24 protein-coding genes and 1 pseudogene are annotated in these 22,159 nt (G+C 71.8%); 18 read left to right on the plus strand and 7 right to left on the minus strand.

Annotation, left to right across the window (positions count from 1 at the left end):
• Nucleotides 1-337 precede the first annotated feature (337 nt).
• The 5 genes from rox (at nt 338) to ABH937_RS00025 (ending at nt 5,894) form a co-directional block, all read left to right on the plus strand.
• On the plus strand, nt 338-1,765 hold the full coding sequence (gene rox / locus ABH937_RS00005; protein WP_370216848.1) for a rifampin monooxygenase: 1,428 nt from the start codon (nt 338-340) through the stop codon (nt 1,763-1,765).
• Nucleotides 1,766-1,887: 122 nt separating this feature from the next.
• Nucleotides 1,888-2,943, plus strand: coding sequence for an ABC transporter ATP-binding protein (locus ABH937_RS00010; protein WP_370216673.1), 1,056 nt, complete (start codon nt 1,888-1,890; stop codon nt 2,941-2,943).
• Between the two features lie 17 nt (nt 2,944-2,960).
• Nucleotides 2,961-4,163, plus strand: coding sequence for an ABC transporter substrate-binding protein (locus ABH937_RS00015; protein WP_280693428.1), 1,203 nt, complete (start codon nt 2,961-2,963; stop codon nt 4,161-4,163).
• Entirely contained in the window at nt 4,163-5,083 is a 921-nt protein-coding gene (locus tag ABH937_RS00020; RefSeq protein ID WP_370216674.1) for an ABC transporter permease, read from the plus strand. The genes ABH937_RS00015 and ABH937_RS00020 overlap by 1 nt, the downstream gene beginning before the upstream one ends.
• A gap of 7 nt (nt 5,084-5,090) precedes the next feature.
• On the plus strand, nt 5,091-5,894 hold the full coding sequence (locus ABH937_RS00025; protein ID WP_370216675.1) for an ABC transporter permease: 804 nt from the start codon (nt 5,091-5,093) through the stop codon (nt 5,892-5,894).
• Between the two features lie 27 nt (nt 5,895-5,921).
• Here the strand turns inward: ABH937_RS00025 and ABH937_RS00030 are convergent, their stop codons facing one another.
• Nucleotides 5,922-6,449 carry a hypothetical protein gene (locus tag ABH937_RS00030; RefSeq protein WP_280693425.1) on the minus strand — a complete coding sequence of 176 codons (528 nt, stop codon included), beginning with the start codon at nt 6,447-6,449 and terminating at the stop codon, nt 5,922-5,924.
• Between the two features lie 135 nt (nt 6,450-6,584).
• Here ABH937_RS00030 and ABH937_RS00035 point away from each other — a divergent pair, with 135 nt between their 5' ends.
• The 5 genes from ABH937_RS00035 to ABH937_RS00055 all read left to right on the plus strand — a co-directional run bounded on the left by ABH937_RS00035 (nt 6,585) and on the right by ABH937_RS00055 (nt 10,530).
• Nucleotides 6,585-6,995: a VOC family protein gene (locus tag ABH937_RS00035; RefSeq protein ID WP_280693424.1), complete on the plus strand. Its 411-nt coding sequence runs from the start codon at nt 6,585-6,587 to the stop codon at nt 6,993-6,995.
• Nucleotides 6,996-7,027: 32 nt separating this feature from the next.
• A complete protein-coding gene (locus ABH937_RS00040; protein WP_280693423.1) occupies nt 7,028-7,492 on the plus strand; it encodes a helix-turn-helix transcriptional regulator in 465 nt (154 codons plus the stop codon).
• A gap of 5 nt (nt 7,493-7,497) precedes the next feature.
• Complete coding sequence (locus tag ABH937_RS00045; protein WP_370216677.1) at nt 7,498-8,130, plus strand: glyoxalase; 633 nt, start codon at nt 7,498-7,500, stop codon at nt 8,128-8,130.
• A gap of 281 nt (nt 8,131-8,411) precedes the next feature.
• Nucleotides 8,412-9,641, plus strand: a complete 1,230-nt coding sequence (locus tag ABH937_RS00050; protein ID WP_370216678.1) for a helix-turn-helix domain-containing protein — start codon at nt 8,412-8,414, stop codon at nt 9,639-9,641.
• A 403-nt stretch (nt 9,642-10,044) separates the two neighbouring features.
• Nucleotides 10,045-10,530: an ATP-binding protein gene (locus tag ABH937_RS00055; protein WP_370216680.1), complete on the plus strand. Its 486-nt coding sequence runs from the start codon at nt 10,045-10,047 to the stop codon at nt 10,528-10,530.
• 156 nt (nt 10,531-10,686) lie between these two features.
• Here ABH937_RS00055 and ABH937_RS00060 read toward each other — a convergent pair whose 3' ends face one another.
• A complete protein-coding gene (locus ABH937_RS00060; protein WP_370216682.1) occupies nt 10,687-11,418 on the minus strand; it encodes a hypothetical protein in 732 nt (243 codons plus the stop codon).
• Nucleotides 11,419-11,506: 88 nt separating this feature from the next.
• Here ABH937_RS00060 and ABH937_RS00065 point away from each other — a divergent pair, with 88 nt between their 5' ends.
• The gene (locus ABH937_RS00065; protein WP_280693418.1) at nt 11,507-11,938 is read left to right on the plus strand and encodes a MarR family winged helix-turn-helix transcriptional regulator; all 432 of its coding nucleotides are present in this window, start codon (nt 11,507-11,509) and stop codon (nt 11,936-11,938) included.
• A gap of 81 nt (nt 11,939-12,019) precedes the next feature.
• Here ABH937_RS00065 and ABH937_RS00070 read toward each other — a convergent pair whose 3' ends face one another.
• Both ABH937_RS00070 and ABH937_RS00075 read right to left on the minus strand, forming a co-directional pair.
• Nucleotides 12,020-12,502 (minus strand): DoxX family protein, encoded by a 483-nt coding sequence (locus tag ABH937_RS00070; RefSeq protein ID WP_370216683.1) that lies wholly within the window; start codon nt 12,500-12,502, stop codon nt 12,020-12,022.
• Between the two features lie 35 nt (nt 12,503-12,537).
• On the minus strand, nt 12,538-13,200 hold the full coding sequence (locus tag ABH937_RS00075; RefSeq protein ID WP_280693416.1) for a hydrolase: 663 nt from the start codon (nt 13,198-13,200) through the stop codon (nt 12,538-12,540).
• Between the two features lie 313 nt (nt 13,201-13,513).
• Between ABH937_RS00075 and ABH937_RS00080 the strand changes: the two genes are divergently transcribed.
• The 6 genes from ABH937_RS00080 (at nt 13,514) to ABH937_RS00105 (ending at nt 18,983) form a co-directional block, all read left to right on the plus strand.
• Entirely contained in the window at nt 13,514-15,403 is a 1,890-nt protein-coding gene (locus ABH937_RS00080) for an amidohydrolase (RefSeq protein WP_370216685.1), read from the plus strand.
• Between the two features lie 87 nt (nt 15,404-15,490).
• Complete coding sequence (locus ABH937_RS00085; protein WP_370216686.1) at nt 15,491-16,213, plus strand: YoaK family protein; 723 nt, start codon at nt 15,491-15,493, stop codon at nt 16,211-16,213.
• Nucleotides 16,214-16,270: 57 nt separating this feature from the next.
• A complete protein-coding gene (locus tag ABH937_RS00090) occupies nt 16,271-17,191 on the plus strand; it encodes a glyoxalase (RefSeq protein WP_370216688.1) in 921 nt (306 codons plus the stop codon).
• Between the two features lie 91 nt (nt 17,192-17,282).
• Complete coding sequence (locus ABH937_RS00095) at nt 17,283-17,588, plus strand: GNAT family N-acetyltransferase (protein WP_280693412.1); 306 nt, start codon at nt 17,283-17,285, stop codon at nt 17,586-17,588.
• A complete protein-coding gene (locus tag ABH937_RS00100; RefSeq protein ID WP_280693411.1) occupies nt 17,585-18,028 on the plus strand; it encodes an OsmC family protein in 444 nt (147 codons plus the stop codon). Before ABH937_RS00095 ends, ABH937_RS00100 begins: the two co-directional genes overlap by 4 nt.
• Nucleotides 18,021-18,983: a pirin family protein gene (locus ABH937_RS00105; RefSeq protein ID WP_370216690.1), complete on the plus strand. Its 963-nt coding sequence runs from the start codon at nt 18,021-18,023 to the stop codon at nt 18,981-18,983. Before ABH937_RS00100 ends, ABH937_RS00105 begins: the two co-directional genes overlap by 8 nt.
• A gap of 128 nt (nt 18,984-19,111) precedes the next feature.
• Here ABH937_RS00105 and ABH937_RS00110 read toward each other — a convergent pair whose 3' ends face one another.
• Nucleotides 19,112-19,768, minus strand: a complete 657-nt coding sequence (locus ABH937_RS00110; protein ID WP_280693409.1) for a pyridoxamine 5'-phosphate oxidase family protein — start codon at nt 19,766-19,768, stop codon at nt 19,112-19,114.
• Between the two features lie 144 nt (nt 19,769-19,912).
• Here ABH937_RS00110 and ABH937_RS00115 point away from each other — a divergent pair.
• Nucleotides 19,913-20,116: pseudogene (locus ABH937_RS00115) on the plus strand (histidine kinase); the annotation flags it as partial.
• 125 nt (nt 20,117-20,241) lie between these two features.
• Here the strand turns inward: ABH937_RS00115 and ABH937_RS00120 are convergent.
• Together ABH937_RS00120 and ABH937_RS00125 are read right to left on the minus strand one after the other, a co-directional pair.
• Nucleotides 20,242-21,249, minus strand: a complete 1,008-nt coding sequence (locus ABH937_RS00120; RefSeq protein ID WP_280693408.1) for a hypothetical protein — start codon at nt 21,247-21,249, stop codon at nt 20,242-20,244.
• A 180-nt stretch (nt 21,250-21,429) separates the two neighbouring features.
• The gene (locus ABH937_RS00125; RefSeq protein WP_280693407.1) at nt 21,430-22,122 is read right to left on the minus strand and encodes a response regulator transcription factor; all 693 of its coding nucleotides are present in this window, start codon (nt 22,120-22,122) and stop codon (nt 21,430-21,432) included.
• Nucleotides 22,123-22,159 lie beyond the last annotated feature (37 nt).

The following is a 22,159-nucleotide window of genomic DNA, read 5'->3' on the forward strand; positions in this document are numbered from 1 at the left end:
CCCAGAGGAAGCACGGACCCCGGCGCGGCCCGGGGGCCCCCCCGGCGGGGGGGGGCCCCCCCCCCCCCCCGGGGGGGGCCCCCCCCCCCCCCCCCCCCCCGCGGGCGCGCCCCCCCGCGGGGGGGGGGCCCCCCCCGGCCCGCTGCGGCGTTCCCGCGATGTCTGAAAGGCGAGTACCCACTCCCCGCCACTCTCAATGTATATCGCACCGGGGGGCTTGCGGCAAGGCCCCGGTCGTGCCGCAGAATCGTCGACCGAAGCCGGAATCCGCGGAACCGGCTGCCAGGAATTCAGCGTTGCCGAACGTTGCCGGAACCTGCCGAAAATGGGGATTGTGATGATCGACGTGATCGTGGTCGGCGGTGGACCGACCGGCCTGATGCTGGCCGCCGAGTTGCGGCTGCACGGCGTGCGGGCGCTCGTGTTGGAGAAGGAGGCGGAGCCGACCAAGGTGGTCCGCGCGCTCGGCCTGCACGCGCGCAGCATCGAGGTGATGGACCAGCGCGGTCTGCTGGAGCGCTTCCTCGCACTCGGCAAGCAGCATCCGGTCGGCGGTTTCTTCGCCGGCATCGCCAAGCCGTCCCCGGAGCGGCTGGACACCGCGCACCCGTACGTCCTCGGCATCCCGCAGCCGACCATCGATCGCCTGCTGGCCGAGCACGCCACCGAGGTCGGCGCCGAGATCCGGCGGGGCTGCGAGCTGGTCGGGCTGAGCCAGGACGAGGACGGGGTGACCGTCGAGTTGGCCGATGGTACTCAGCTGCGCTCGCGCTACCTGGTCGGCTGCGACGGCGGCCGCAGCACGGTGCGCAAGCTGCTCGGCGTCGGCTTCCCCGGCGAACCCAGCAGGGTCGAGACGCTGCTGGGCGAGATGGAACTGACCGCGCCGCCGCAGACGCTGGCCGCCGTGATGGCCGAAGTCCGCAAGACCCAGCTGCGGTTCGGCGCCATGCCCCTCGCGGACGGGGTGTACCGCGTCGTCGTGCCCGCCGAAGGGGTGGCCGAGGACCGCACGGTCCCGCCGACCCTCGAGGAGTTCAAGCAGCAGCTGCGGCTGGTCGCCGGCACCGACTTCGGCGTGCACTCACCGCGCTGGCTCTCCCGCTTCGGCGACGGCACCCGGCTGGCCGAGCGCTACCGGACCGGCCGGGTGCTGCTGGCCGGCGACGCGGCGCACATCCACCCGCCGGCCGGCGGGCAGGGGCTCAACCTCGGCGTGCAGGACGCGTTCAACCTCGGCTGGAAGCTGGCCGCCGCCGTCAACGGCTGGGCACCGGAGGGCCTGCTGGACAGCTACCACACCGAACGGCACCCCGTGGCGGCCGACGTGCTGGACAACACCCGCGCGCAGATGCAGCTGATGGCGCTCGATCCGGGGGCTCAGGCCGTGCGCCGGCTGCTGTCGGAGCTGATGGCCTTCGACGACGTGAACCGGTACCTGACCGAGAAGATCACGGCGATCGGCGTCCGCTACGACTTCGGCGAGGGCCACGAACTGCTCGGCCGGCGACTGCGGGACGTGGGGCTGAAGCGGGGACGCCTCTACGAGCTGATGCACGGTGGCCGCGGGCTGCTGCTCGACCAGACAGGGCGGCTGTCGGTGGCGGGTTGGGCGGATCGGGTGGACCACGTCGTCGACGTCAGCGAGGAACTGGACGTGCCGGCGGTGCTGCTGCGGCCGGACGGCCACGTGGCGTGGGTCGGTGAGGATCAGCAGGAGCTGCTCAGCCGGCTGCCGAGGTGGTTCGGCGCTGCCGCGAGCTGAGCGCGCCGGCCCGGCGACAAGTACCGAGCACGACCAAGGGATAGCCGAGCCGTCCTCCAGGTTCGTAGGCTTCTGCTCAAGTCGAGGATCCAGCAGCAGAGACCGCGAGACCGAGGTGCGGTATGACGCGCAGCCCATCCCCCCGCCCACCCACCCCCGGCGCGGTCGCGCTGTCCGGGGTCAGCAAGGCGTTCGGCGCGGTACGCGCCGTGGACGGCATCGATCTGGAGGTCAGGCCGGGCGAGTTCTTCTCGATGCTCGGCCCCTCCGGCTCGGGCAAGACCACCGTGCTGCGCATGATCGCGGGCTTCGAGGCGCCGAGTGCCGGGCGGGTCCTGCTCGGTGGGATCGATGTCACCCGTCTGGCGGCATTCGACCGCGACGTCAACACGGTGTTCCAGGACTACGCCCTCTTTCCGCATCTGTCGGTGCGTCAGAACATCGAGTACGGCCTGAAGGTGAAGCGGGTGCCCCGGGCGGAGCGGGCCGAGCGGGCCGCCGAGGCGCTGGCGACCGTTCGGCTGCACTCCTTCGGCGACCGGCGCCCCGCCGAACTGTCCGGCGGACAGCGCCAACGCGTCGCGCTGGCCCGCGCCCTGGTCAACCGCCCGTCCGTGCTGCTGCTCGACGAGCCGCTCGGCGCCCTCGACCTGAAGCTCCGTCAGGAGATGCAGCTGGAACTCAAGCAGATCCAGCGCGAGGCCGGCATCACCTTCGTCCTCGTCACCCACGACCAGGACGAGGCGCTCACCATGAGCGACCGGATCGCGGTCTTCAACGCCGGGCGGATCGAGCAGGTCGGCACGCCGGCCGAGGTGTACGAGCGGCCGGCCACCGCGTTCGTGGCGGGCTTCGTCGGCACCTCCAACCTGCTCCAAGGCCCCTGTGCCGTACAGGTGTTCGGCGAGCCCGGGACGTACTCGGTGCGCCCCGAGAAGATCCGCGTCGCCCACCTCGACGACCCGACCGGGCCCGACGAGCACGCCGTCACCGGGACGATCGGCGAGGTCGTCTACGCGGGCGCGCAGACCCGCTTCCTGGTGGACCTGGAAGCGGGCGGCCAACTGGTCGCCGTCCGGCAGAATTTCGAGGAGTCCGGCGCCGACGCCGCCCGGCACCGGGGGGCGGCCGTCCTGCTGGCCTGGCAGCGACAGCACACCGTCCGCATCAACCCCTGATCACCGTGAGGACGTTCATGAGCATCCGTCACCCGCTCCGCACCCTGGCGGCCGCCGCCGCCCTGCTGCTGGCCGCCGCGTGCGGCTCGAACGCCGGTGGCAACAGCGCGAGTACGGGGTTCGCCGCGCCAAACATCCCCGCGCAGAAGTCCCTCGGCCCGGGCGAGGGCACCGTCAACATCGTCGCCTGGGCCGGCTACGTCGAGTCCGGGCAGGACAGCAAGACCGTCGACTGGGTCACCCCGTTCACCAAGCAGACCGGCTGCAAGGTGAACCTCAAGGTGGCGGGCACCTCCGACGAGATGGTCGCGCTGATGAAGACGGGCCAGTACGACACCGTCTCCGCCTCCGGCGACGCGACGCTGCGGCTGATCGCCGGGGGCGACGTCGCGCCCGTCAACACCGCGCTGGTGCCCAACTACGCCGACATCTACCCCGGTCTCAAGAACCAGCCGTGGAACTCGGTCAACGGCGTGGCCTACGGGATCCCGCACGGGCGCGGCGCCAACCTGCTGATGTACAACACCGACAAGGTCGCCCCCGCCCCGACCTCCTGGGGCTCGGTCTTCGCCGCCGACTCCCCCTACGCCGGGCACCTCACCGCGTACGACAGCCCGATCTACATCGCCGACGCCGCGCTCTACCTGATGAAGACCAAGCCCGAGCTCGGCATCAAGAACCCCTACGCCCTCACCACCTCGCAGCTGGACGCCGCGGTGGCCCTGCTCAAGGTCCAGAAGAAGCAGATCGGCTCCTACTGGAGCGACTACACCAAGGAGCAGGCCGCGTTCGACTCCGGCGACGACCTGATCGGCACCACCTGGGAGGTGATCCACCAGGCGGTCGCCGCCGACGGCAAGGTGAGGACCCAGGCGATCCTGCCCAGCGAGGGCTCCACCGGCTGGTCCGACACCTGGATGATCTCGGCGCACGCCCAGCACCCCGACTGCGCGTACCAGTGGATGAACTACATCGTCTCGCCGTCGGTCAACGCCCAGGTCGCCGAGTACTTCGGCGAGGCCCCGGCCAATTCCAAGGCCTGCGCGCAGATCACCGACAATCCGAACTTCTGCACCGACTACCACGCCACCGACGAGAGTTGGTGGAAGAACGTCTACTACTGGACCACGCCCACCGCGCAGTGCGCCGACGGCGGCGGTCGCAACGACTGCACCACGTACGCCCAGTGGGTCACCGCCTGGAACGGGATCAAGAGCTGATGACCGCCCCCGCCGCGACCCGTGCGCCGGACCGTACACCGGAGCGGCTGCCGGCCCGTACGCCGGTGCGCAGGCTGGCCGGGGCGCTGCACCGGCGCCCCGGCCTGCGGTTGGCGGCGCTGCTGGCCGCGCCGATGACCTGGCTGGTGCTGGCGTACCTGGGGTCGCTGACGGTGCTGCTGCTGTCGGCCTTCTGGACCACCAACGAGTTCACCTCCAACATCGAGTACCGCTGGACCGCCGACAACTTCCGCTCGCTGCTGACCGATCCGCAGTACCGGACGGTCGCGCTGCGCACGCTGGGCATCGCGGCGTCGGTGACGGTGATCGACGCGGTGATCGCGCTTCCGATGGCCTTCTACATCGGCCGGGTGGCCAGACCCGGCAGCCGGCGCCTGCTGCTGGTGGCGGTGCTGACGCCGCTGTGGGCCGGCTACCTGGTGAAGGCCTACGCGTGGTGGGTGATGCTCAGTCACGGCGGCGTCCTGGACTGGGTCACCGCCCCCTTCGGCGGGCACTCCCCCGGTTTCGGGGTGTCGGCGGTGGTCATGGTGCTCGGGTACCTGTGGCTGCCCTACATGGTGCTGCCGCTCTGCACCGCGTTCGAGCAGTTGCCCGACAGCCTGCTCGCCGCCGCGGCCGACCTCGGTGCCGGACCCTGGCGGACCCTGCGCACCGTGGTGCTGCCGATGGTCAGGCCGGCGCTCATCGCCGGGTCGATCTTCACCTTCTCACTCAGCCTCGGCGACTACCTGGCGGTGCAGATCGTCGGCGGCACCACGTCCATGCTCGGCAACGTCATCGCGTCCAACGTGACGCTCAACCTGCCCCTGGCGGCGGCGGTGTCCTGCGTGCCGGTGCTGCTGATCATCGGCTACCTGCTCGCCGTGCGCCGCACCGGTGCGCTGGACAGCTTGTGAGGGCCTGATGCAACTCTCCCGCACCGCCCGGATCCTGCTCCGCCTGGCGACGGCACTGGGGCTCGCCGTGATCTACGCCCCGCTGCTGCTGGTCCTGGTGAACTCCTTCAACGCCTCGCGCTCCTTCGCCTGGCCGCCGTCCGGTTTCAGCACCCGCTGGTGGGCGGCGGCCTGGCAGGAGACCGGGCTGCGCGCGGCGCTGGCCACCTCGCTGAAGGCCGGGCTCGGCGCGACCGCGGTGGCGCTGGTGCTCGGCACCATGGCGGCCTTCGCCGCGACCCGCTACCGGTTCTTCGGCCGGCAGTCGGTCTCCTTCCTGCTGATCCTGCCGATCGCCCTGCCCGGCATCGTCACCGGCATCGCGCTCAACGCCGCGTTCCGCACCGTGCTGACTCCGCTCGGGGTGGGCTTCGGCCTGTTCACCGTCGTGGTCGGACACGCCACCTTCTGCATCGTGGTGGTCTTCAACAACGTCGCGGCGCGGCTGCGACGGATAGCGCCGTCGGCCGAGGAGGCGTCGGCGGACCTGGGGGCGCACACGTTCCAGACCTTCTGGTACGTCACGCTCCCGGCCGTGCGCAGCGCGCTGCTCGCCGGCGCGCTGCTGGCCTTCGCGCTCTCCTTCGACGAGATCGTGGTGACCACCTTCACCGCGGGCCCGGGCACCCAGACGCTGCCGCTGTGGATCTTCGACAACCTGGCCCGCCCCAACCAGGGCCCCGTGGTGGACGTCGTGGCCGCGGTGCTGATCGTCCTGGCCGTGCTGCCGGTCTACCTGGCCCAACGCCTCTCCGGCGAGCCGCTGCGCTAGGGCCTGTCCGCTGCCCCCCGGGGGGGGTCAGTCGCTGAGGTGGCGGGCGAACCGTTCGTGAGCGGCCTGCCGGCTGCAGCCGAGCGCCTTGCCGATCGCCTCCCAGGACACGAGGTTCGCGCGGGCGGCCCGGACGGCGCCGATGCCGTAGCCCGGGACCGCCTTCTCGACACGGGCCACCACCCGCAGCGCGGTGACCGACTGACGCTCCGACAGCTGCCCGATCCGCTTCTCCAGCGCGGCGAGCAACTGCTCCACATCGCGCGGCACCATCCCCTCGGCCTGGTCGACGTGGTACTCCCAGTCCGCGTACGGGCCGGTGCGCTGCTCCACGCCCTCGGTCGCCTCGTCATCCCCGAAGTCGATCGGATGCGTCTCGGCGCCGCGCCAGCCGCACTCGCAGGCTCCCCGGACCCCCACCGCGCGCGGGCCGTCCGCCCCGTTGTAGAGCCACCAGGTCGTCCGTCCGTCCGCCACCGGTCCCGGTTCGCTCCCGTCCGCCAGCACCGCTGCCAGATACCCCTCGTGACGACCGGTCTCATCAACCCAGCGCATACCGCACCTCTTCCGCCGCCGAAAACGTGTGTCAAGGTTCCTTGACAACGACGACGCGTGTCAAGGAACCGGGGTGGCCGAACCGATCAGGAATCGAGAAGCGCGGGTCACGGAGCCGCACCTAGCATGACCGCCATGGACATCACCATTCACATGAGCGCCCTCCCGCACGACGACCCGGACGCGTCCCTGGCCTTCTACCGCGACGTCCTCGGCTTCGAGGTCCGCAGCGACGTCGGACAGGGCAAGATGCGCTGGATCACGGTCGGCCCCGCCGGCCAGCCCGACACCTCCATCCTGCTGGCGCCGCCGGCCGCCGACCCCGGGATCACCGAGGACGAGCGCCGCACCATCGCCGAGATGATGGCCAAGGGCACCTACGGCTGGATCCTGCTGGCCACCCGGGACCTCGACGGCACCTTCGAGAAGGTCCAGGCCGGCGACACCGAGGTCGTCCAGGAGCCGACCGAACAGCCGTACGGCGTCCGCGACTGCGCCTTCCGCGATCCCGCGGGCAACCTGGTCCGCATCCAGGAGCTCCGCTGACCCGTCCGGCCGGCGAGCCAAGGAGTCCACACATGTGCCACCCCTCGTGGGGCCCCGCACGCATCGCGGCGCAGCACCTGCACGACCTCGCACGGCTGCGCCGCGTCCGCGACCGGATCGACCGGGAGTACGCGCAGCCGCTGGACGTCGAGGCACTCGCCCGCGGCGCACACATGTCGGCCGGGCACCTCAGCCGCCAGTTCCGGCTCGCGTACGGCGAATCGCCGTACGCGTACCTGATGACGCGGCGGATCGAGCGCGCGGCGGCGCTGCTGCGTCGCGGCGACCTCAGCGTCACCGAGGTCTGCTTCGCGGTCGGTTGCTCGTCGCTGGGTACCTTCAGCACCCGCTTCACCGAACTGGTCGGCGTGCCGCCCAGCGTCTACCGCAGCGACGCGGCCCGCACGACGGCGGGGATGCCGGCGTGCGTGGCGAAACAGGTGACCAGACCGGTCAGGAATCAAGAAGCACCGGTCACCGAGCCGCAACTAGCGTGAGGGCCATGGCAACCATCGAATCCATCATCCTCGACGTGGCCGACCCCACGGCCGCCGACCACTTCTACACCACCGCCTTCGGCCTGGACACCCAGCTGCGCCTGCGCTCCTCGCAGGAACCGACGACCGGCTTCCGCGGGTTCACCCTCTCGCTCACGGTCTCCCAGCCGGCCACCGTCAACGGCTTCATCGACGCCGCGCTCGACGCCGGAGCCACGGTGTTGAAGCCCGCCGCGAAGTCGCTCTGGGGCTACGGCGGCACCGTCCAGGCCCCGGACGGGGCGATCTGGAAGGTCGCGACCTCGGCGAAGAAGGACACCGGCCCGGCCACCCGGCAGTTCGACGATCTCGTCCTCCTGCTGGGCGTCGCGGACGTGGCCGCGAGCAAGCGGTTCTACGTCGACCGAGGCCTCACCGTGGCGAAGAGCTTCGGCCGGATGTACATCGAGTTCGCCGCCGGATCGAGCCCCGTCAAGCTGGGGCTGTACCGGCGCCGCGCCCTCGCCAAGGACGCCGGCGTCTCTCCCGAGGGCACCGGCTCGCACCGCCTCGCGATCGACAGCACCACCGGGCCGTTCACCGACCCGGACGGCTTCACCTGGGAGGCCGCAGCGGCACCGTCGGCGCCCACGCCCTGAGGCGTTACTGCTGCCTGCCTGCCCTGGCCGCCGAGCCGCCCTCCCGCAGTCGAGCCCCACAACGGCGTGGCTCGCCGAGAACCTCGCCGCCCTGCCAATGCCCACCGAGCGACCCGGGCGCGCGGCCGTGCTGCTACGGCGCTGCGGCCGCAGGCCCGGGTCTCGATCGGGGGATCGTCGTCGGTCCAGCACTCGGCGGCACGTGCTCCGGGTACTGTCGCTCAGGAGGCCGAGCCGTCAGGTACGGACGGCGTCATTGCGGACCGGTGGGGAGGGCCACGGTGCTTGAGGAACGCGAGTCGATCGGGAAGCGCATCCGACGTCAACGACTCCGACTTGGCATGCCGCAAGCCGACTTCGCGGCGGCGGTGGGCAGGACGCAGGGATGGGTGTCGAAGGTCGAGCGTGGGCTGATCGAGCTTGATCGCGCCGCCGTCATCAACGAGGTTGCGGCGGCGTTGCACTGCCACCCGAACGACCTGATCGAACGACCCTTCGTCGCGGGGAAGGCATCCGAGAACCAGTGGCAGGTGGCTGCGGCATCGATCCTCCGGGAGTTGCGCCGCTACGACCTGGTGCCCGTGTTCGACGGCGCCCCTCGTCCCTCTGCGACTCTGTGGCAAGAGACCGCGCGGCTTCACCGGCTCCGCGACGCGGCCGCGAACGTCGCGATTCTGCGTGTGCTGCCTGACCTCCTGCGCGAGGCCCGCGCTCTGGCGGAGACCGCCACGGGCCACGAACGGGAAGAGGCGTTCGGAATCTACGCGGTCTGCTGCAAGTTCGCCCACACGGCAGCGCACACCCTCGGCCACCCCGAGCTGATCGCCATGGCCTGCGAGCGTGCGGCATGGGCCGCCGGTCGATCTGGGGACACGGTGCTGCCGGCCGTGGCCGACTGGATGCGGGTCTGGGACATGTGGGCCACCGCCGACTGGGAGGATTCCCTGGCGCTCTCGAACAAGGCACTCAGGTCGATCGACGCGGAGTATGAGGCTGGCCAACCCCTCGCCGTCCGGGCCTGGGGGACCCTGCAACTTCGCGCAGCCGTTTCGGCCGCTCGCGCCGGCAGCCCCGGGGAGACCGAAGACCGGATTTCCCATGCACGGGCAGCAGCAGCCAGGTTGGCGGCCACGGATGTTCCCGTGTTCGATCGGCACTCGCTGACCTTCTCCTCCGGGAACGTTCAAATCCACTCCGTCTCAGTCCAGTTGGAGATGGGAGACCACTCCAAGGCCCTGATGCTGCACGAGCGCGCAGACCCCGCGCAGGTCGCCACGCTCCCCAACTCCCGACGTGGTCACCACCGGATGGACCTGGCCCGCGCTTGGCTGTGGGACGGCAACCGGGACAAGGCACTCGCCGAACTGGAGGAAGCCGAGCGCATCGCCCCCCAACTCGTCCGGAACCACCCGATAGCACGGGCCACCCTGCGCAAGATCGTGTACGCCGAGCGAAGCAGCACCCGGGAGAAACTGCGGCGCATGTCGGACCGCTTCCACCTGGACGGATAGCTGTATTCCGCTGATTCATATTCAGCTGTAGTCGGCCGCCTACTGTCTGTTCCATGAGCGGACGACGTATCAAACCCGCAGACGCGAACGGCCCCGCATCGAGCTGGACGCCCCGGTTGGGAGACCTGGCACGGGACTCGCTCGTTGAGCGCATTGGCGTTGTGGTCGATGTCCCCGGCGAGGGTGTCTACTCCTACCACCTTCGACCCCCGGGCGGTGGAGCGGAGTGGACGGCCCCACGTGACGGCTCCACCCTCCACCCGACCGATGGCCGGCGGCCACGGCGTACCGCAGGCCAGCAGCGCCGGCGGAGTGAGCTGCTGAACGCCTCCTCTGCCCGGGACGCCCCACCCTCCGCGACCGCCTTCGAATGCAGCCCCCAACCAGAGACGGGGGCGCGCTGATGAGCCCGTTGAATACGGCGTCGTTCCCAGTCCCGTACGAGTGGGGTGTTGAGCCTGACGCGGCTGCTGTTCCGCCGGCCCGGCGCTTGATCGTCGACATCGCCCGGTTCTGGAAGGTCCCGTTGTCGGACGACGCGTTGCGGGATGTGGAGTTGTGCGCGGGCGAGTTGTTGGCCAACGCCGTGGAGCACACGAAGGCCCGGTGCATGGTGACCGTTCGCTGGACGGGCCTGCGATTGCGGGTGGAGGCGGCGGACACCAGCCTGCACCTGCCCGATCCGGCGACCACGCAGGACATGGTCACCGGTGGCCGGGGGCTGCTGCTGGTCGCCGGACTGGCGCACTCGTGGGGCTGGGCCCCGGCGGGTGCGGGCAAGGTGGTGTGGTTCGAGGTCGCGTCCGACCAAGTGGTGACCGGCGACCGGCGCTTGGCCGTCCTGGTGGACGCCGCGAAAGCCCAGGTCCTCGACCGCCTCTCGGGCTGACGGCCCGGGGAGCGATGCGCACGAGCCTCCGGCGCCTGGACAGGCCTGCCACAGGCCGACCCGGTAGCAGCCGCACGTCAGGGTGCGGGCCGCTCCATCGACTGGCCCCGGTCACCAGGGCGACCTTGCCGGCGAACGTGTCGGTCCCGGACATGATCAGACCTTCCGATAGAGGATCGGCATCGCCGTCGTGTCGTTGGCGCGCAGGTTCGCCAGGACGTAGCTGCGGAACGAGCTCTTGCTGAACTGCTTGGCCGCGAACCCCAGCAGGCCAGTGTCCCAGCGCGCGTGGTTGACGAACACGTAGTCGGCCGGGCCGATGGGTGCGAGCAGCGTGGAGTTGTCCAGGCCGGTCTCCGTGACGTACCAGCCGGCGAGGTGCTCCCACAGCCGGGTGGCGACCTCGGCGTCCTCGGCCGCGAAGTAGTTGAACAGGAACAGCCCCTGGCGGCTCTTGTCGACATCGCCCAGGTAGCGCAGGCAGTTCGCCGCCATCTCGTGGGTGTCGCTCGCGACCTCGGTGACGTCGGCGACCATCCGCTGGTAGGGCTCCGACGACCGGATCTCGTCGAGAACGTCCGTCGAGGCCGCCTCCACGAGCACCACCACGTCGAAGCGCGCCGGGTGCGCGGCGGCCGCCGGCGCCGGTGGGAGCAGGACGGCTCGGAAGACGGTGGCCTTTCGCACCGTGTCCAGCTGCTCCAGCTCCGCTGTCAGCACCTTCAGCCGGTTCAGCAGCGCCGCCTTGCGCGTGCCGCCCCCGGGGAACGGGGTCCGCCCGCGCGCTGGCTCGACGGCGGCGGCGAGGTGGAGGTACCCGGTGGGCGGGGGTTCGAGGAACGAGGGCGGCGCGTACTCGCGCCGCGGGTTGACGATTCGCAGTTCCATGACGTTGCCTCCTTCAGCGGCAACGTTAGGCCTCTAACGCTTCTACGTCAAACGCTTCGACATCTATTGATTGTGCTACCATCAAGCCATGCCACGACCTGCCCACACCCCGCTCGGCCTGCACCTCGCCCGCACCGCCAGGAACGTCGGCCGCGCTTTCGACGACGCGCTGGCCGAGGTCGGCGGGTCGATGCCGACCTGGCTGATCCTGATCTCGCTGAAGACGCACCAGCTCGGCAACCAGCGCGAACTGGCCGACGCGGTGGGCATCCGCGGCGCGACACTCACCCACCACCTGAACGCGATGGAGGCCGACGGACTCGTCACGCGCCGCCGCGACCCCGCCAACCGCCGCATCCACCAGGTGGAGCTCACCGAGAAGGGCGAGTCCGCGTTCGACTCGATGCGCGGCGCCGCACTGGCCTTCGACCAGCGGCTGCGCCGCGGCCTGTCCGAGCAGGAGACCGCCGTCTTCGAAGAGGTGCTCGGCAAGCTCCAGGGCAACATCGCAGAAGCCTGAGCGCCGCCGGCACGGGTGCGGATCCGCCCGTGCCGACAGCGTGGGTTCAACGGTGGATCCGCCCGTGCCGGCAGCGCGGGTTCAACGCCGGTGCAGGGCCAGGCGGGTGGCGAGGCCGCCGCCCACGCCGGCGACGACGGCCACCGGCAGCCACCAGGCGGGCCAGGCCAGCAGCCCGAGCGGCGCATCGAGCGACCAGCGGCCGGGGCCGGTGGCGGACAGCACCGCGCCGATCGTGATCAGCACCAGCGGGTACTCGAACCCGTCGTTCTGCACCCAGATCCCGTGCGGCCACTTGACGGTCATCGCCACCGTCATCACACCCATCGTGCCGGCGGCGGCCAGCGGCGTGAGCAGGCCCGCCGCGAGCAGCAGCCCCGCCCCGACCTGGGTGCCTCCCGCGGTGAGCGCGGTGAACACCCCGCCGCGAAAACCGTCACCGCGGAACTCCTCGGTACCGCCGGCCAGCCCCCGACCGCCCAGGTGGAAGCTGACCTTCTGGACTCCGTGCCCCGCGACCAGCAGTCCGGCGACCAGCCGGAGCAGCAGGAGACCTGTGTTCACTGACGAACTCCCTTTTCCTGATGCCCGGTTGCCGGTCAGCCGGCCGCGTGCTCGTTGATCATGGTCTGCGCGTAGACCACGCCCAGGCCGTAGGCGCCGGCGTGCTCCTTGATCACGTCCATGACCGGCAGGTAGGTCCCGGTGCGGGCCCAGTCGCGCTGCAGCTCCAGCAGCACCTGGATCCAGGTCACCGGCACCGCACCGGCCGCCGTCATCCGGTGCAGGGCGTGCTCGTGGGCCAGCGGGCTGACGCCGCCGGAGGCGTCCGAGACCACGTACACCTCGTAGCCCTGGTCCAGCGCCGAGAGGGCCGGCAGCACCAGGCACACCTCGGTCCACAGGCCGGAAAGGATGATCTTGCTGCGCCCGGTGGCCTTGACCGCCTCGACCAGCGCCGCGTCCTCCCAGGCGTTCATCGACGTCCGGTCGACCACCTCGTGGTCGGGGAAGACCGCCTTCAGCTGCGGCAGGATCGGGCCGGAGAAGGACTCGGCGGCCACCGTGGACAGCACCACCGGGACGTCGAAGACCCGGGCGGACTTGGCCAGGCCGACGGTGGCGTTGATGATCGCCGTGCGGTCGCCGCTGCCGGTGCCGAAGAACATCTGCGGCTGGTGGTCGACGAACAGCATCATCGAGTTGTCCGGCGTCAGCAGGTCCGAGCTGGGGGCGGCGTGCACGAAGTCGAAGTCGACCATGGCGGTTCTCTCTTTCGGCTGATGAGGTGTCACGGGGACGTCTGCGCGGACGTCGCAAGGCGTGGAAGGCTCGGAACCCGAGCGGTGCCGCAGGCGCTCCGGCGCAGCCACGACGCTAGCCAGTGGCGTCCGAACATCTCTTCTCCCGCCGCGCCCAGGGCTGTTCCCACACTGCACGGCACCGCGCTCCACCACGTCCAGGTGTCCCTGCTCGCGCAGGACAGAGCCGGTGCGTGCAGAGGAAAGTCGCGGCTCGAGGCCTCCCTAGATTGGCTCCGAATGACGCCGCCCGGCCTCCTGAGAGCGAGACCCCATGTCGACCATGCCCGTTGCCGGGCTCCACGCCGGCCACCCCGACCACGCCGCCGACCTGGTGCTGCGCAACGCCAAGGTGCACACCGGCGACCCGTCGCGCCCGGCGGCGAGCGCGGTGGCGATCCGCGCCGGCCTGATCACCGCCGTCGGCGACGACGCGGACGTCATACCGCAGATCGGCCCGCGGACCCGGGTCGTCGACGCACTCGGCCGCCGCGCCGTCCCCGGCCTGAACGACGCCCACCTGCACGTGATCCGAGGCGGTCTCAACTACGTGCTGGAGCTGCGCTGGGACGGCGTGCCGACGCTGCGTCAGGCGCTGGCCATGCTCCGCGTCCAGGCCGAGCGCACCCCGCCGGGCCAGTGGGTACGGGTGGTCGGCGGCTGGTCCGCGGATCAGTTCGCCGAGCGCCGGCTGCCCACCTTGGCCGAGCTGAACGCCGCCGCCCCCGACACCCCCGTCTTCGTGCTGCACCTGTACCAGTCGGCGCTGCTCAACAAGGCGGCGCTGCGGGCCGCCGGGTTCGACCGCGACACCCCGGACCCGCGGGGCGGGCAGATCGTGCGCGGCCACGACGGGCAGCCGACCGGCATGCTGCTGGCCGCCCCCGGCGCCCTGCTGCTCTACTCCACGCTCGCCAAGGCGCCGGCCCTGGACGAGGCCGACAAGGCCGCCTCCACCCGGCACTTCCTGCGCGAGCTCAACCGCTTCGGCCTCACCTCGGCGATCGACGCGGCCGGCGGCTTTCAGAGCTTCCCGGAGAACTACGGCACCGTCATGCAGCTCGCGCAGGCCGGCGAGTTGACCCTGCGGATCGCCTACCACCTCTTCCCGCAGACCGCCGGACAGGAACTCGACGACCTGGCGCGCTGGGTGGCCACCGTCCGGCCGGGCGACGGGGACGAGTGGCTGCGCCTCAACGGCGCCGGCGAGAACCTCACCTGGGCGGCCGCCGACTTCGAGAACTTCACCGAGCCACGGCCCGAACTCGGCCCGTACGAAGCCGGGTTCGAGCAGGCCGTACGGCTGCTGATGGAGAACGGCTGGGGCTTTCGGCTGCACGCCAGCTACGACGAGACGATCCGCCGCCACCTGGCCGTCTTCGAGAAGCTCGCCGCCGAGGGCCTCTTCCCGGGCGGGAACCGCTGGCTCTTCGACCACGCCGAGACCGTCTCCCCCGCGAGCCTGGACCGGATCGCCGCACTCGGCGGCGGCATCTCGGTGCAGAACCGGATGTCCTTCCAGGGCGAGGCCTTCGTGAACCGCTACGGCGCCGCCGCGGCGGCCACCGCGCCGCCGGTGCGGGCGATGCTGGAGCGCGGACTGGCGCTCAGCGGGGGCACCGACGCCACCCGGGTCTCCTCCTACAACCCGTGGGTGGCGCTGCACTGGCTGGTCTCCGGGCGGGCCGTCAGCGGACGCACGCTGTACCCGTCCGGCAACCGGCTCAGCCGCGAGGAGGCCCTGGAGCTCTACACCCTGGGCGGCGCCCGGCTCACCGGCGAGCAGGAGCTCAAGGGCCGCCTGCGGGTGGGAAGTTACGCCGACCTGGCGGTGCTCAGCGCCGACTACCTGACGGTGGACGAGGCCGACATCCCGCACATCGAGTCCGTCCTCACCGTGGTCGGCGGCCGCATCGTGCACAGCGCCCAGGAACACGAGGGCCTCGCCCCCGAGTTGCCCGCCGTGGTCCCGCTGTGGAGCCCGGTGGCGCGCTTCGGCGGCTACCAGGCCACCCCCGCACCCAGCCTGACCGGCGTCCGCCAGGCCGAGCTGGTGGTCGAGGCGGCCGCCGCCTCCGACGAGCAGCGCGACTGGCGCCAGGCCCGCGGGCAGTTCGTCCCCGGCCACGGCGGACCGGCTTTCGACGACCCCTGCTTCTTCTGACCGCCTTCCGTCTCCGCCGTCTCCACCCTCTCCACCGCGCGCTGCCCGGCGGCGCGCGGTGCCAGGCCGCCTTGAAAGGACGCCTTGATGACGCCACCTCAGCCCGAGAGCGCCGTGGCCGCCGCACCCGCAGCCGCCGCACCCGTGGCCGCCGCACAGATCCGCGACCGCCACCCGCTGGCCCTGGCCCTGTTCGCGCTGACCGTGGTGAGCGGCCTGATCGACGCGGTCAGCTACCTGGGGCTCGGCCACGTCTTCACCGCGAACATGACCGGGAACGTCGTCGTGGTCGCCTTCGCCCTCGTCGGCACGCCCGGCTTCTCGCTCGCCGGCTCGCTGACCTCGCTCGCGGCCTTCCTGCTGGGCTCGGTACTGGCCGGCCGGCTGGCCCTGCGGCACCGCGAGGGCCGCCGGTCGCGCTGGCTGCGCACCGCGCTGCTGGCCGAGACGGCGCTGCAGGCCGCGGCGACCGTCATCGCGTTCACCGCGAGCGGGCGGACGCAGCAGGAGGCGCTGATCGCGCTGCTGGCCGTGGCCATGGGCCTGCGCAACGGCACGGTCCGCAAGCTGGGCGTGCCGGACCTGACCACGACGGTGCTCACCCTCACCCTGACCGGCCTCGCCGCGGACTCCTCGCTCGCCGGCGGCACCAACCCCCGCCTGGGCCGGCGCCTCTACGCGGTCCTGGCGATGCTCGCGGGCGCCGCGCCCGGAGCCGCGCTCGTCATCCACGGGCACCTCGCGTGGGCGCTGCTCACCAGCACTCTCCTGGTCGCCGCGATCGCGATCGGCTACCGCGAGCGCGACTGAGGCGTTCGCCCTCCCGCACTCTCTCCGTCAACTCCCGCCCCCGGAAGGACACTTCAGATGACCATGCGCCTGTCCCTGCGACTGCTGACGGCGGTCACCGCCGTCACCGCCCTGGCCTTCGCCACCGCGCCGTCGGCCCCCGCGGCCCCCGACTCGGCACGTCCCTCCCTCGCCGTCGGCCCCCAGTACGACACGGCGCACGTCTACGTGACGCCCGGCACGATGGACTCCTTCGTCGGCAGCTGGGAGTCGACCTTCGGCGGCACCAACACCCCGCAGGCCACCGTCGACGTCACCCCGACCCCCAGCCTGACCAAGTCCGAGCTCATCCTCTCCCCGGTCGGCACGCTCTCCGTCTTCGACTACCAGACGCCGGCCCCCTACCCGTTCGGCGCCGAGCGCACCGGCTGGCTCGTCACGGACCTGGACCGCGGCGTGCACAAGGCCGACTCGGACGGGGCGAACACGGTCGTCACGCCGTTCGCCGACCCGATCGGCCGCGACGCGGTCGTGCAGTTCCCCGGCGGCATCGACGCGCAGCTGTACTGGCACACCAAGGCACCCTCGTACCCGGCGCTGGCCTCCGTGCCGGAGAACCGGCTGTACCTGCCGAGCAGCGCCGCCCGCTCCTTCCTGCACGCCTACCTGGCCTTCACCGGTGGCCGGGTGGTCTCCGACGACCGGCAGGCACCGGGCGCCGAACTCGGCCTGCCCGGCACCAGCTACCGGCGGATCCGGATCAGCTCACCGTTCGGCGACACCTCCGTCGCGGTCACCGACGGGCACCTGCCCTACCCCTTCGGACGCGAGAGCACCGGCTACGCCGTGAACGACCTCGCCACCACCCTGACCAAGGCCCGGGCCGCCGGCGCGACCGTGCTCTGGGGCCCGTACGCCTCCCCGCAGCGCGACAGCGCGATGGTGCAGTTCCCCGGCGGCTACATCGCCGAGATCCACGACGGCGGCTCGCGGTCGTAACCGCGTGCTTGATCACCATCTTGTTGAATGATAAATTAAATGCGGCGCCCGGGCCCCCGGCGCGCCGCCCCACAGCAGGAGGCGTGGAACGATGACGACCACCGTGACGGACAACCCCGACCGCTCGCGCTTCGAGATCACGGACGACGGTGAACTCGCCGGCTTCGCCGAGTACTTCCGGCACGAGAACGAACTCGCCTTCATCCACACCGAGATCGACCCCGCGTTCGGGGGTCGCGGCCTCGGCGGTGTGCTGGCCCGCGCCGCCCTCGACTCCGCCCGGGAGCAGGGCGCGGACGTTCTCCCGTACTGCCCCTTCATCCGCGCCTGGCTGACCAAGCACCCCGACTACGTCGACCTGGTCCCCCCGGCCCAGCGCACCCGCTTCGGCCTGTGAGCACCACCGCCGCCGCCGCTGCCGCCGAGGAGTTCGTCCGGTCCGCCGCCGCCCTGGTCACCAGCACGGGCGAGGACCACCGGGTGGACATCCGCTCGGGGCACCACCGCCTGGCCGCCGACGAGCCCGCCTCGCTCGGCGGCGCCGACACCGCCACCACGCCGACCGGGCTGCTGCTGTCGGCGCTCGGCTCCTGCACCGCGATCACGCTGCGGATGTACGCGCAGCGCAAGCAGTGGCCGCTGGAGACCGTCCGGGTGCACCTCGGCTACGAGAAGGGCCCGGACCACACGGCGCGGATCACCCGGCGCATCGACCTGGTCGGCGAGCTGGACGAGGCGCAGCGCGCCCGGCTGTTGGAGATCGCCGAGCGGACCCCGGTCAGCCGGGCGGTGTCCGGCGGCACGCCGATCATGGAGGAACCGGCCCACCATGAGTGAACTCGACCAGGCCTCCCCCACCCTGCGCGGCGGACGCGAGGACGTGCCGGCCGGCCCCGTCCGGGAACTGCTCGCGCCCCGTGAGACCGCGCTGGGCGGCAGCACCGTCGTGCGCCGCCTGCTGCCCAACCTCGGGCGGCGGATGGTCGGCGCCTGGTGCTTCGTCGACCACTACGGCCCTGACGACATCGCCGACGAGCCCGGCATGCAGGTCCCGCCGCACCCGCACATCGGCCTGCAAACGGTCAGTTGGCTGCACGAGGGCGAAGTCCTGCACCGCGACAGCCTCGGCAACCTGCAGACCGTGCGACCACGCGAACTGGGCCTGATGACCTCCGGCCGCGCCATCTCGCACTCCGAGGAATCCCCGCGCCCGCACGCCCGCCTCCTGCACGGCGCCCAACTCTGGGTCGCCCTCCCCGACACCCACCGCCACACCACCCCCACCTTCGAACACCACGCCCAACTCCCCGAGATCACCGCACCCGGCCTGCACGGCACCGTGATCCTCGGCTCGCTCGACGGCACCACCTCCCCGGGCACCACGTACACCCCGCTGGCCGGCGTCGACCTGACGCTCCGTCAGGATGCAGAGGCCAGCCTCCCGCTGGAGCCCGACTTCGAGTACGCCGTGCTCACCATGTCCGGCCTCACCGAGGTGGACGGCGTCCGCCTGGACCCCGGCTCGATGCTCTACCTCGGCAGCGGCCGGCGCGAGTTGCCCCTGCGCGCACTGGCAGACGGCTCCCTGCTGCTGCTCGGCGGCGAGCCCTTCGACGAGAAGCTCGTCATGTGGTGGAACTTCATCGGCCGCTCGTCGCAGGAGATCACCCAGGCCCGCGAGGACTGGATGACAGGGTCCCGGTTCGGCCAGGTACGCGGCTACGACGGCGACCCGCTGGCCGCTCCCGAGCTGCCCCAACTACCCCTGAAGCCACGGGGAAGGGTGCGCTGACCTGGGACTACGTGGTCATGAGGCGGTGCGCCGAGTCGCGGTGGATCGGGGTCCGGGAGGTCTGCGATCCACCGCTCCGGGGTCTCCTCACCGATCCCACCCAACTGGTCACGATTTCACGCCGATGCTCACCGCAGCAGCCCCGTGCCTACGCTGCGGCCGGTGATCTGGTCGGGCTCGACTCGGATCCACAGTGGACGGTCTCCGCCGGCCCACGGCTCGGTGCCCGGGAGCCCGGCCAGCCGCCGGACCGTGTCGGGGTCGGTGACGTGGCGGGCGGTACCCACGATCAGGACGCTCCAACCCCGGCTCAGGTGGTCGTCGACGCGGTCGACCTGGAAGGACACCGCGGTACCCGCCTCAGCGGCGGCGCCTCCCGACGGGTTGGTGCGGTAGAGCACGGTTTCAGCGTCCACCGCGTAGTTGACGGGGAAGACCAGCGGGCTGGGCACTGCTGGTAGGACGATCCGGCCCACGCCATGCGTGCCGAGCTTGTCCCAGCACTCGGGGATGGTGAGGCGGAGCAGGACCGGACGCGAGGGCGCTCCGCTGTGGCCCGGGGCCGGGTCGCGGCGGCCTTCGAGCAGCTCCTGGTAGGTGAGGTGCAGGGCGGCGGCGACGCGGAGTAGGCCGTTCGGGTCGAAATCGGTGCCGGCGTCGAGCAGTTGCCGCAGGTACCGCGGGGCCATGCCTGCTTGCTTGGCCAGTTGGTCCTCGCTCAGGCCGAGCTGGGCGGACCGTTCGGCGATCCGGCGCGCCACCTCGGTGGCGGGATGCGTGGTCACGGCGGCTCCTCCTCGGCAACGCAGGTGCGGTTCACTCCAGCGTCCGCCCGAGGCGCCCGGAGCGCATGGGCCGAACGGTCCCGATGCGAGGTCTGACGGCCCTCGGAACGCCGCCCCCCGAAGGCGCGCCTGGGCGTGGACCCAGCTGGCAAGCCGCTCTTCGACGAGGACGAGTCGGCGCCGCTGGCGGGCTTCGCCGGGCAGGCGGCGGTCGCGATGCAGCTGGCCGAGCGGCGCCGCGACTCCGAGCAGGTCACCCTGCTCGAGGAGCGCGACCGGATCGCCCGGGACCTGCACGACCTGGCCGTCCAGCGCCTGTTCGCCACCGGCATGACCCTGCAGAGCGCGGACTGCCGGCGGACGGCCGGCGCAGCGGGCTGGCCAACCTCGTCGAGCGGGCCGCCGCCCACGGAGGCAGGTTCCGGGCGCAGGCCCGGCCGGAGGGCGCGACGGAGCTGAGCTGGCGGGTGCCGCTACCGGCCGACTGACTCCTCGGCTGGCTCTGCGGCGTCCACCACGTCGGAGACCGCCAGTCGCGGGGTCGCCGTCCCCTCTCGGCCGTATCCGAGCCGCAGCACCATCTGCACGAAGCCCGGCCGGAGTTCGGGATCCCGCGCCTCCCAGCGAAGCGAGGGCCATTCCAGGGCCTGGTGGAGCAGCGAGGCCCGCACGTCGTGGACGGTCGCCATCAGCAGCACGTGCTCCAGGGCCAGCCCGGCGCGCAACCAGTCCACGGGACGGTCGTGCTCGGTGGCCAGGACGGCCAGGCAGGGCTCGGCCTCGAACTCGGCGGGCGGCAGGTGTTCGGCGGGGCGGATGGCGGAGAAGTCCCGCATCGGGAGGTGGCCGGTGGCGTCCTGCGGTCCGAGGGCGGCGGACGGGATGCCGTACGGCGCGGCGTCGGGCCCCTGGATCCAGGCGCGGCTCTCGGCGCGGCGCTCGGGGTCGGTGGTGCTGCGGCGTTCGGCCTCGGCGGTCAGGCTCAGCAGCCGTTCACGCTCCGCGTGGTCGGGGAAGACGAGCAGCGCTTCCTCGATGCGGGCGGCCTCGGCCAGTTGGTCGAGGACGGTGGCCGGTATCGGGGCTCCGCTGAACGGTGTGCGGATCGTGTGCCGGTGCCAGATCGCGTCGTAGAGCGCGCTGGTGGGGGCGAGGTGGACCTGGGAGGGCTGGTCGAGTTCGACGGTGGCCAGCAGGTCCGGCTCGCCCGGGTCCGGCAGCAGCCGCACCTCGGGTGCCCAGCCCAGGTGGCGGGCGGCGGTGCGCAGGTTGAGCACGGCGGCGCCCACCGAGATGTGCAGGGCCCGGCCCTGCGGGTCGGTGGCCGGCACCGCGCGCTCGCGGGCGGCGCGCACCTCCAGGGTGGAAGTCTCGGGGCACAGCCGGAAGCGCCAGGGCTGGCTGTTGTGCAGCGACGGCGCCGCGACCGCGGCCGAGATCAGCTTCTCCAGTGCGGCGGCGTCGAGGGTGATGGTGAACATGGTGCACTCCCTGACTGACGCGTCAGCCCGCGGCGAGCCGCAGCGCGGAGCTGGGACGGTCCGACGCTCCTCGCCGCTGTGCCGGTGGGCTGTCGGTTCTGGGCTCTCACCTCCCACGGTGCACCGACGGCGACCGCCCGCGCATGGGCCGATCGGCTCCGTCGAGCGGGCCGGACGGGCTCAGTGGTGCCGGGCGGAGTGCCCCTGTTCGGTCTCGACGTGCGCGGCGAGCACGGCCGCCTGGAGCCGGCGTTCAACGCCCAGCTTGGCGAGCAGGCGCGAAACGTGGTTCTTGACCGTCTTCTCCGCCAGGTACAGCTCCTGGCCGATCTGCCGGTTGGTCTTGCCCTCACCGACCAGGACGAGGATCTCGCGCTCGCGCGGGGTCAGTTGGCCCAGTGCCGCCTCGGTGTCGCTCTCCTCGTGGTGGCGCAGGCTCTCCATCAGCTTGCGGGTGGTGGCGGGGTCCAGCATCGACTGACCGGAGGCGACCGTGCGCACGGCGGCCACCAGGTCCTCGCCCTTGACCTGTTTGAGCACGTACCCGGCCGCACCGGCCATGATCGCGTCCAGCAGGGCGTCGTCGTCATCGAACGAGGTGAGCATCAGGCAGGCCAGCTCGGGCAGCCGGTCCCGCAGCTCGCGACAGACGGTCACCCCGTCCCCGTCGGGCAGCCGCACGTCGAGCACCGCCACCCGCGGCCGCAGCGCGGGGATCCGGGCCAGCGCCTGGGCACACGTGCCGGCCTCGCCGACCACGTCGATGTCCGGCTCGGCCTCCAGCAGGTCGCGCACTCCCCGCCGGACCACCTCGTGGTCGTCGAGGAGGAAGACGCGCAGGGGTTGCTCGGGCTCGGGGGATTCGGTGGCCATCGCTGCTCTCCTGGACCGGACGGCTGATCTCTGCCTC

This window comes from Kitasatospora sp. GAS1066B, from assembly GCF_041262605.1.
In the GTDB taxonomy this organism is placed as follows: domain Bacteria; phylum Actinomycetota; class Actinomycetes; order Streptomycetales; family Streptomycetaceae; genus Kitasatospora.

Bases quoted from the DNA above. Each gene is read 5' to 3' on its own strand.
- rox (WP_370216848.1), top strand. From the start codon at position 338: ATGATCGACGTGATCGTGGTCGGCGGTGGACCGACCGGCCTGATGCTG.
- ABH937_RS00010 (WP_370216673.1), top strand. From the start codon at position 1,888: ATGACGCGCAGCCCATCCCCCCGCCCACCCACCCCCGGCGCGGTCGCG.
- ABH937_RS00015 (WP_280693428.1), top strand. From the start codon at position 2,961: ATGAGCATCCGTCACCCGCTCCGCACCCTGGCGGCCGCCGCCGCCCTG.
- ABH937_RS00020 (WP_370216674.1), top strand. From the start codon at position 4,163: ATGACCGCCCCCGCCGCGACCCGTGCGCCGGACCGTACACCGGAGCGG.
- ABH937_RS00025 (WP_370216675.1), top strand. From the start codon at position 5,091: ATGCAACTCTCCCGCACCGCCCGGATCCTGCTCCGCCTGGCGACGGCA.
- ABH937_RS00030 (WP_280693425.1), bottom strand. From the start codon at position 6,449: ATGCGCTGGGTTGATGAGACCGGTCGTCACGAGGGGTATCTGGCAGCG.
- ABH937_RS00035 (WP_280693424.1), top strand. From the start codon at position 6,585: ATGGACATCACCATTCACATGAGCGCCCTCCCGCACGACGACCCGGAC.
- ABH937_RS00040 (WP_280693423.1), top strand. From the start codon at position 7,028: ATGTGCCACCCCTCGTGGGGCCCCGCACGCATCGCGGCGCAGCACCTG.
- ABH937_RS00045 (WP_370216677.1), top strand. From the start codon at position 7,498: ATGGCAACCATCGAATCCATCATCCTCGACGTGGCCGACCCCACGGCC.
- ABH937_RS00055 (WP_370216680.1), top strand. From the start codon at position 10,045: ATGAGCCCGTTGAATACGGCGTCGTTCCCAGTCCCGTACGAGTGGGGT.
- ABH937_RS00060 (WP_370216682.1), bottom strand. From the start codon at position 11,418: ATGGAACTGCGAATCGTCAACCCGCGGCGCGAGTACGCGCCGCCCTCG.
- ABH937_RS00065 (WP_280693418.1), top strand. From the start codon at position 11,507: ATGCCACGACCTGCCCACACCCCGCTCGGCCTGCACCTCGCCCGCACC.
- ABH937_RS00075 (WP_280693416.1), bottom strand. From the start codon at position 13,200: ATGGTCGACTTCGACTTCGTGCACGCCGCCCCCAGCTCGGACCTGCTG.
- ABH937_RS00080 (WP_370216685.1), top strand. From the start codon at position 13,514: ATGTCGACCATGCCCGTTGCCGGGCTCCACGCCGGCCACCCCGACCAC.
- ABH937_RS00085 (WP_370216686.1), top strand. From the start codon at position 15,491: ATGACGCCACCTCAGCCCGAGAGCGCCGTGGCCGCCGCACCCGCAGCC.
- ABH937_RS00090 (WP_370216688.1), top strand. From the start codon at position 16,271: ATGACCATGCGCCTGTCCCTGCGACTGCTGACGGCGGTCACCGCCGTC.
- ABH937_RS00095 (WP_280693412.1), top strand. From the start codon at position 17,283: ATGACGACCACCGTGACGGACAACCCCGACCGCTCGCGCTTCGAGATC.
- ABH937_RS00105 (WP_370216690.1), top strand. From the start codon at position 18,021: ATGAGTGAACTCGACCAGGCCTCCCCCACCCTGCGCGGCGGACGCGAG.
- ABH937_RS00120 (WP_280693408.1), bottom strand. From the start codon at position 21,249: ATGTTCACCATCACCCTCGACGCCGCCGCACTGGAGAAGCTGATCTCG.
- ABH937_RS00125 (WP_280693407.1), bottom strand. From the start codon at position 22,122: ATGGCCACCGAATCCCCCGAGCCCGAGCAACCCCTGCGCGTCTTCCTC.